Below are 5755 nucleotides of genomic sequence, written 5' to 3' on the forward strand. Positions count from 1 at the left end.
CGTTTTTTCTTTCATACCAACTCATCAAATCCTTGGTGCTTTTAGGTATTGGGGTCGGCTTTTTTCCGTAAGAATTTTGGCTATGTTTCATGGCCATAAATCTTGCGGAAATAAAGTCGAAAAGAGGGTCAAGGGATTCTTCCCTTGCAAGGCACAAAAGGTAATCTAGCGAAAACTTTAGTTTTTGTCTAGAGTACCCTTTGTGTGTCCTTGCCCAATATAAATAATGTGCTACCATAAAGGCTCAACATTACTATAAAAGGAAAATTAAATGTCTATTGAAAGCTTAAGTTCATCAACACAATACAATGATTGGCAAGGTGATATTGCACTAGATGATATGGACTTCAATGGGATAAGAAATTATTTAGATAAGAAATTAGGAATTAAGGATATAGTTGTTGGAATAGATACCTACTTTCATGGAGAACATTTAAATAGTGAAATAACTGTTAAAGCCTATATTACAAACGAAGAATTGGAAGAAAAATATAAAGTAATAAAGTTTGATATTAAACTTGAAGAATTCTTTAAACTCTTCAAAAGAGTGCACTTAACAGCATCTAGAAAGAATCAGTTAAAAGGAAAAACAATAGAGACTATAGAACTTAGCTAACTAAATGAAAGATAAAAAGCCTAAGTCAGCTGATATCTGATTTAGGCTTGCACTGTTACATCATTAGGAATAATTATTGAATGCGTTATATAAAATATCTTAATCAGAGTTCTGGTCTAAGTTTTCTTGAGAAAGAGACTTTAAAATATACCCCATTAAACGATTTTAATGACCCATTTGAAGGAAATTTCCTCCTTTGTGCAGAGAAACAAAGTATAGATAATCTATCGTATCCAATTAATATAAATATTGATGTAGATAACCGAGCTGTCGTGTTTAAAAAGTATCAACTCACAACTGACTCATTGAACGATGAAAAAATATATTTTGATGACGAAGAAATTTTTGATTCTTTATGTGGAAAAGAAGGTATCGCATGCTTGTGTCTAAGCGAATCTAAATTTGGTATTCCTGATAACATATTGATGTGGTCACACTATTCAAGAGATCATAAAGGTATTGCTATAGCATTCGATCCAAATCATCCTTATTTTAAGGATATTGATCATGTGCACTACGGAAAAGAAAGATTAATCTTAGATCATAAAATAATTTTAGATCATGCAGAGAGTATACCTATTAATACTTTCTTCGCTAAAGATGAATGTTGGAAATACGAAAATGAGGTTCGATTATCTAAGTGGCAAAAGGATTTAATAGAATATAAAAAGAAAGAAGATGATCCAATCATATTGCTAGACTCTATTCCTTTAGATGCTGTTAAAGAGATATTTATTGGCTGTAAGGCTTCTCCAGAGATGGCACAAAAAGTCTATGATTTTTGTAGGAACAACTCTATCGAATATTTTCATTTAAAAAAAAATCTCACGTCTTATAGGCTTTCATCTGATTTTTCAAAGCAAGAAACTGACCATTTATCTCCTCAAGAAACACTTGATCTATACATTCGACATTTAACTCTTTAACCATCTACTTACTGTCATTCTACTAACATTAAGTGTCTCAGATATTTTTTGTATACGCATTCCTGAAAGGTAAAGCTCTTTAGCCTGAACCCTCGCTTGAGTATATTTTTTTGATCTAGCCTTACCACCATTAGAAGAATTACTTTTTACGCCACCTAATTGTCCTTTACGACTTTGACGATCTATAAATTCTTGATAACAGTACGCATCTTTTTTCCAGCAATATGTAGCAATACTCTTGGCAGTAGCTTTTATTTCTGAATACGGCAATGCTTCTAAAAACGCTTCATTTACGCTTAAACACTGTTTAGTGACTTCCTCTAGCCAAGTATTATAAATACCACCTCGATGCGCTCTAACAGCCGTATATGCCCATTTACGCACTGTATCGAACAGGGTGCAGTTACGTCCAAGCCCTGAAACCTCTTGTTTCTTACTTAGTTTCTTGGGTAACTCGACAAAATCAGCTAAATAATCGAGCGTATAGGCTCTTTCAGTCCAGAAAGTTGTACGCCAATCAGGGTGAAAAGGGTTTTTTGTAATGAGGTGACTGTACCCAACATCAGCACCAAGTTTATTTGCAAGTCCGGCTTGGATCTTAGCTGCATAGCTAATGGCTTTTTGACTGGCTAATTCACTGGTACACAGAGGTATTTCTAATTTGTAGCAGATATGAGCATGACCATTTTTCAAGGTCTGTGCTGTCCAATAAGGCATTGGTAGATTTGCATCATGCCAAGCCATGACAGCTTCGGCACGATCTATATCAAAAAAGAAGTAATGAATCATACAAGGCTGATTACCCTGTATGTACTGCATGTTGATTGCCGTTTTCTTCGGTCTTATTTGTAGTCCGTACAGTAAATCGTCTGCACAGTATGGTTTATAGGCAAGATTGTTAAAAAAATCCGCCAATTGAGCAACATTCATATTTTGCAACGTCCAAAAGGTTGCAAACGCTCAAAACATCGGTAAAATACAAGTATCGAATTTGAGTTTACAGATGCTTTAAGTATTTGTTAAACAAAGAAAAGAAAGCGGGTCGCCAAACCTGCTTTTTTTTCGCCTGAAAGAAAATCTAACATAACTTTAACGGTTTTAAAAGTTATTGATTTTCTTCATTTTCTAACTGAATATTTGTCAATATATGGACAAATATTCAGTTATATATTTCTAGAAGTATGCAGAATTCTTAGGATAAAAACCTGCTTTGTACCCTCATTAATCTGAATGATTGCCCGATATGGACTATCAGAAATAAGCATCTCTCTTGTTCCTAAACTTCCCTTCTTTTTGGTTCGATTTGGCGAGAAATACAGAGTTTCTAGCTGTTCAGTAATTTTTAAATACATCCCTTCTGCTAGTTTTTCGCCCCATGTCTCTATGCCATACGCCAAAATTTCAATTAAATCCTGTTCTGCTTGTGGCAAGTAAGAAACTTCATAGGTCATCTTTTACGGCTCGCTACTAAATCTCGTGCTTTTTGCATTGCAGTAGCATGGACTGACTTCATTTCTTTCGTGTCAGATGGATGCGATTTCAAAGCATTTAACGCTTCTGTAATTTTCTCTTTTTCCCAGTCTTCATAATCATTATCTTGGACATCAAAAAGGCTTTCTAAGTGAGTACCTTTTACATCTTTTAATGATAAAAATACGCCAACAGGACGTTTGTTCTTGGTTACTAAGACAGGCTCTCGCTGCATAGTATCTAGTAACTCACCAAAGCGTGATTTTGCATCTTTTGCTGTAATAACTTGCATTTTAAAACCTCATAAAAGTAGGCGTTTTGTCTATTTTAGACTTTTTCTGCAAGTAATCTAGAAGAATTTATTAAATTTAACGCTCAAATCCTCTACTTGCGTTCCTTTCTGCCCGTTTTTCTTTCATTTGTTGGCTAATTTGCTGTTCACTTCCCTTAATTTGCTGTTCAGATTGTTTAATTGCTGATTTTGATTGGCTAATTCCTCGTTCTGACTTCTCAATACTTGATTCTGAACGCTCAAGGTTTCGATCTGCTCGCTCTGACTTTGATTTATAGCGTTTAGCTCTTTCAATTGCTTCTCTAACGAGTTCAATAAGTCTTTGTAGCGATTCATAAAGTCGTTGGGCATTATCTTGTTCCGCTTGATTAGGGTTACTCTGTTTTACGTCCTGCTTTGCTTCTTTTGAGGTAGCTAAGTTTTCAAATAAACTTCCGCTATCTCTCAAAAGCTCCATTCCAGCATTTGACTGATTAAATGGAGTTTCAAAAGGAGTTTTGAAGTTAGATTCTATTTTTCTAATTTCAGTACCATTTGACTGGCTGTGGTCTCGTAAGCGTCCGCTTTTTTGCTGTTCTTCGCCATGATGTATAAAGTTTTCTTGTCTTCGCTCTCTTGCAGTCTCACCCTCCGCAAGATTTGTTTCTCTAAAGGTGTCTGCTCTACTTTGAGATTGATTTCGGCTAATTCCTGCTGCTTCTTCTGGATCTGCTTCGCTAACCACCAATTTACGCCAAGAAAGATCAGAAACACTGTAATCAACACGCCCAAAACTGCTCCCGTGAGAATATTCAAACGCAAAGCGTTTCTGATTTTCGGCTGCTGGTCTTGGATGGTTTGAAGGTTTGACCTTAAAAGTTTCTCGGTTTCCTTGCTGCTTGCTCTCAGTAAGGCGTTGTAACTTTCCAAGTGCTGTGTCGTAACGCTCTCGGCTTGTTCTTTGATAATCCTGTCCTGCTCGGCGGTGTTCTTCTGCAAATTGCTTATCAAATTGTCGATTTTCATAAATTACGCCTTCTAAACGAATATTTCGCTTTCCGTCAGGATTCTTAATACTGATTGATCTATCTGTTTCTCTAGCAATCTCAAAGCCTGCACCCTTCAGGGTTTCAACTACATCTTGCCTATTTTGGATATTGCCATTACTAATTTGTTCAGCAATTGCGGTCCCGATTTGCTCTTTAATTTCTTTGACGCTTGAAGGTAGGTTTTGGCTATTCAAAGTTTTAATTGCTTGAGCTTTCTCTGGTGCATGAGGATCTGTTAAGCCGTACTCAAAATTGGTGACTTGCTTCCAGTTTTCTACAAGTGGGCGGTCAGCTTGATCAAAATAAGGCTGTAATCTCTTTCCTGTACTTAATTCAACATTTGGAATTACGAAATTAAGCTCTAAACGCCCTTTATCAGTGTGTTCTATCCAAGTAATGTCGTATTGATCGCGCTCTAACCCTGCAAGTAATGTTTCTTCAAAGCTCTGCATAATTGCTTCTTTTTGCTGTTCTTCGAGGTTTAATTCCTCAAATGAAAGCACTCCAACCGTATAGCGATTTTGGAAGTCCAGGTTATCTGCTAATCGTTGGGTTAATTCAGGATCTCCACTCAGTAAAACTGCACCTGGTCTATCCCGATCTTTGCCAAGTAGGTAGTCAATTGTTGCGCCTGCACTACCACCTCCCTTATTTCCCAAAAATTTAACGATCATAGTTGGCTAAGATTCCTTGTAGTTGTTCTCGAATGACTGCCAACTCTGCAAAGGCTCTAAGTTTTTCTATATCAGATTCCACAGTATTTACTTGTCTCGCAATCTGATTGAGGTTGCCACCAATACGCCCTAAAGCTGCTAAAAGCTGAGGATCTGCCGCTTTATAATTTCTTCTTTTATTTGGCTTCTCATCTAGACAAGTATTTCGAATCCAAGTTGCAAGCTCTCCACCTTCCATACGTTCTAGTAAGGCTTGATGTTCAGCTTCTGTTAAACGGACTTTGATTTCCTTATTACGTTTTATAAGCGTTTTTTCTTTCATAACAACTCATCAAATACTTGGTGCTTTTAGGTTTTGGGGTCGGCTTTTTTCCGTAAGAATTTTGGCTATGTTTCATGGCCATAAATCTTGCGGAAATAAAGTCGAAAAGAGGGTCAAGGGATTCTTCCCTTGCAAGGCACAAAAGGTAATCTAGCGAAAACTTTAGTTTTTGTCTAGAGTACCCTTTGTGTGTCCTTGCCCAATATAAATAATGTGCTACCATAAAGGCTCAACATTACTATAAAAGGAAAATTAAATGTCTATTGAAAGCTTAAGTTCATCAACACAATACCTGTCTCTTATACACATCTGACGCTGCCGACGATCTTACGCGTGTAGATCTCGGTGGTCGCGGCGCTCCCTACAAAAAAGCCACGTCTATAGCCCGTCAGAAGCGTATAGTCATCAGCGACTACACAAACTATCC

General features: G+C 36.8%; 7 protein-coding genes. 2 read left to right on the forward strand and 5 right to left on the reverse strand.

Annotated features, from left to right (window positions below; translation table 11 throughout):
- Positions 1 to 271: 271 nt before the first annotated feature.
- Positions 272 to 616 (forward strand): hypothetical protein, encoded by a 345-nt coding sequence (locus BFN00_RS08200; protein ID WP_071851081.1) that lies wholly within the window; start codon positions 272 to 274, stop codon positions 614 to 616.
- Positions 617 to 696: 80 nt separating this feature from the next.
- Positions 697 to 1542: a DUF2971 domain-containing protein gene (locus tag BFN00_RS08205; protein WP_071851084.1), complete on the forward strand. Its 846-nt coding sequence runs from the start codon at positions 697 to 699 to the stop codon at positions 1540 to 1542.
- Here BFN00_RS08205 and BFN00_RS08210 read toward each other — a convergent pair.
- The 5 genes from BFN00_RS08210 to BFN00_RS08230 form a co-directional block, all read right to left on the reverse strand.
- A complete protein-coding gene (locus BFN00_RS08210; protein ID WP_071851086.1) occupies positions 1531 to 2472 on the reverse strand; it encodes a replication initiation protein in 942 nt (313 codons plus the stop codon). The genes BFN00_RS08205 and BFN00_RS08210 overlap by 12 nt on opposite strands.
- Positions 2473 to 2705: 233 nt before the next feature.
- A complete protein-coding gene (locus BFN00_RS08215) occupies positions 2706 to 2993 on the reverse strand; it encodes a type II toxin-antitoxin system RelE/ParE family toxin (protein WP_071851088.1) in 288 nt (95 codons plus the stop codon).
- Positions 2990 to 3304: a type II toxin-antitoxin system Phd/YefM family antitoxin gene (locus BFN00_RS08220; protein WP_071851090.1), complete on the reverse strand. Its 315-nt coding sequence runs from the start codon at positions 3302 to 3304 to the stop codon at positions 2990 to 2992. The genes BFN00_RS08215 and BFN00_RS08220 overlap by 4 nt, the downstream gene beginning before the upstream one ends.
- A 76-nt stretch (positions 3305 to 3380) precedes the next feature.
- Positions 3381 to 5006: a relaxase/mobilization nuclease domain-containing protein gene (locus tag BFN00_RS08225; RefSeq protein WP_071851092.1), complete on the reverse strand. Its 1626-nt coding sequence runs from the start codon at positions 5004 to 5006 to the stop codon at positions 3381 to 3383.
- On the reverse strand, positions 4996 to 5328 hold the full coding sequence (locus BFN00_RS08230) for a plasmid mobilization protein (protein ID WP_071851094.1): 333 nt from the start codon (positions 5326 to 5328) through the stop codon (positions 4996 to 4998). Before BFN00_RS08230 ends, BFN00_RS08225 begins: the two co-directional genes overlap by 11 nt.
- Between the last annotated feature and the right edge of the window lie 427 nt (positions 5329 to 5755).

Source organism: Acinetobacter sp. AR2-3, assembly GCF_001878775.1.
In the GTDB taxonomy this organism is placed as follows: domain Bacteria; phylum Pseudomonadota; class Gammaproteobacteria; order Pseudomonadales; family Moraxellaceae; genus Acinetobacter; species Acinetobacter lwoffii_D.

Excerpts from the sequence above, each read along its gene's own strand:
- BFN00_RS08215 (WP_071851088.1), bottom strand. The coding sequence starts at position 2,993 with ATGACCTATGAAGTTTCTTACTTGCCACAAGCAGAACAGGATTTAATT.
- BFN00_RS08225 (WP_071851092.1), bottom strand. The coding sequence starts at position 5,006 with ATGATCGTTAAATTTTTGGGAAATAAGGGAGGTGGTAGTGCAGGCGCA.
- BFN00_RS08200 (WP_071851081.1), top strand. The coding sequence starts at position 272 with ATGTCTATTGAAAGCTTAAGTTCATCAACACAATACAATGATTGGCAA.
- BFN00_RS08210 (WP_071851086.1), bottom strand. The coding sequence starts at position 2,472 with ATGAATGTTGCTCAATTGGCGGATTTTTTTAACAATCTTGCCTATAAA.
- BFN00_RS08220 (WP_071851090.1), bottom strand. The coding sequence starts at position 3,304 with ATGCAAGTTATTACAGCAAAAGATGCAAAATCACGCTTTGGTGAGTTA.
- BFN00_RS08205 (WP_071851084.1), top strand. The coding sequence starts at position 697 with ATGCGTTATATAAAATATCTTAATCAGAGTTCTGGTCTAAGTTTTCTT.
- BFN00_RS08230 (WP_071851094.1), bottom strand. The coding sequence starts at position 5,328 with ATGAAAGAAAAAACGCTTATAAAACGTAATAAGGAAATCAAAGTCCGT.